Annotated in this window: 3 protein-coding genes and 1 pseudogene; 3 read left to right on the top strand and 1 reads right to left on the bottom strand. The window is 68.3% G+C overall.

Annotation, left to right across the window (positions count from 1 at the left end; translation table 11 throughout):
* Nucleotides 1-230, top strand: a 230-nt coding sequence (locus WH07_RS28310) for a PucR family transcriptional regulator (protein ID WP_046505955.1), incomplete at its 5' end; no start/stop codon positions are given.
* Nucleotides 231-295: 65 nt separating this feature from the next.
* A complete protein-coding gene (locus WH07_RS41410) occupies nt 296-811 on the top strand; it encodes a hypothetical protein (protein ID WP_046505959.1) in 516 nt (171 codons plus the stop codon).
* A 66-nt stretch (nt 812-877) separates the two neighbouring features.
* Here the strand turns inward: WH07_RS41410 and WH07_RS28320 are convergent, their stop codons facing one another.
* Nucleotides 878-1,447, bottom strand: coding sequence for a TetR/AcrR family transcriptional regulator (locus WH07_RS28320; RefSeq protein ID WP_046505962.1), 570 nt, complete (start codon nt 1,445-1,447; stop codon nt 878-880).
* Between the two features lie 123 nt (nt 1,448-1,570).
* Between WH07_RS28320 and WH07_RS28325 the strand changes: the two are divergent.
* Nucleotides 1,571-1,763: pseudogene (locus WH07_RS28325) on the top strand (MFS transporter); the annotation flags it as partial.

Raw genomic sequence — 1,763 nt, forward strand, 5'->3', positions numbered from 1 at the left:
ACCCCGCCGTCCGCCCGCTCCTCACCCCGTCCCACGCCGAACTCGCCCACACCGCCGAGGAGTTCCTGGACCACGCGGGCCAGGCCGGCCGCACGGCCGCCGCCCTCGGCATCCACCGCCAGACCCTCTACTACCGTCTCTCCCGCATCGAACAACTCACGGGCCTCGACCTCGACTCCGGCGAAGACCGCCTGCTCCTCCACATGGCCCTGAAGGCGGCCCGCCTCTGACGCCTTCGTAAGGTCTGTTCGTTCAAGTGAGCGCGGCCGGAGGGCCGTTCAGGGAGGGGACACAGATGAACGACGCGACGGCGGGGGACAGATCATGGTCACTGACCGACGAGGAGGGCGGGGCGCTGTCGGCCCGCTGGTGGAAGTGGGCGCTGTCGGCTCCTAGGAGGCACAGCCCGGTCCTGGATCGGACCGGCGAGCACGCTGGCTGGAAGCAGCCGAAAGATCTCTGGTTCCTCGCCGGGACCTACGGCGGCCGGGTGGAGCGCCGGTGCGACGTGCCCACCGATCGGCCGATCTTCTTCCCCGTTCTCAACGTCCAGTATCCCTGGCAGACTTCGCGGACGCCGCTGACCCTGGCGGTCGCGCGGGCCGAGGCGTATCTCAACGGCGCCCCGCTCGCCTTGCGGGAGTTCACCGCGAAGCCGTTCTGGGCGGCACTGGCCCCTCGCGGCGGCTGGGGCATCTGGGCGGGCATCGCGCCCTTGGCCCCGGGCCAGTACGTCCTGGAGATCAAGGCGCGCACGGTGGAAGGCTTCTGGGTCGACACGACGTACCACCTGAGCGCCACGGACCGCTGAGGCCCGTCCGTCACCTCGTCCCGTACGGCCGCCGGGGAACAGCCGTCGTCCGGCGGCCGGCCGTTGTCATGCGTCTCCCATGATCGCCCGCAGACCGTCCGTCACGTCCTGCGCGCTGGGCGCCGTTTCCGGGTCGATCAGCCACTGGGCCATGACGCCCGCCAGCATCGCGTGGTAGACGATGCCGACCACCCGGGTCTTCTCCGGGTCGTCCTTGACGCCCTGCCCCTGGAAAGCCTCCGCGAGCCCGTTACGGCCCTCGCTCTGGGCGCCGGCCAGGGCCGCCTTCAACTCGGGTTCCTGGTCGATACGGGAAATGATCTCGAACTGGAGCTTCCACAGCGGTCTGCTCGCCTCGAAGGTGCCGATGACCCGCTCCCACACCGCGCGGAAGCGCTCCAGCGGTTCTTCGGGCAGGGACTCCCCCGCCCGTTCCTGGTCGATGGAGTCGCCCCACTCCTCCGTCACCGCGAGAAAGGCCTGGTTGAGCAGGGCCTCCTTCGAGCCGTAGTGGTAGCCGATCGAGGCCAGATTGGTGCCGGACGCGGCCACGATGTCCCGTGCCGTGGTCCTGGCGTACCCCTTCTCCAGCAGGCAGCGCTTGGCGCCTTCGAGCAGATCCTCACGGTGTCCCATGTGCGGCAGCCTAGCGCGTGTGCATACGACCGTCATAGACAAACGTGCAACACGTACGTCTTAAACGAAGGTACTAAACAAGCGTACTAGACAAGCGTTTATGGCATCCGTACAGTCCTGCCCATGACGCATCCCACCCCTGTCTCCACCCCCGTCCCCGCCACCGCGCCACGCGCCGGCCGCCGGGAATGGACCGCCTTTGTCGTCCTCCTGCTGCCGCTCCTCCTCGTCTCGATGGATGTCTCCGTCCTCTACTTCGCGATCCCGGCCATCAGCACGGAGCTGGATCCGAGCATCACCCAGCAGTCGTGGATCT

Origin of the sequence: Streptomyces odonnellii (genome assembly GCF_000981895.1) — a bacterium.
In the GTDB taxonomy this organism is placed as follows: Bacteria; Actinomycetota; Actinomycetes; order Streptomycetales; family Streptomycetaceae; genus Streptomyces; species Streptomyces odonnellii.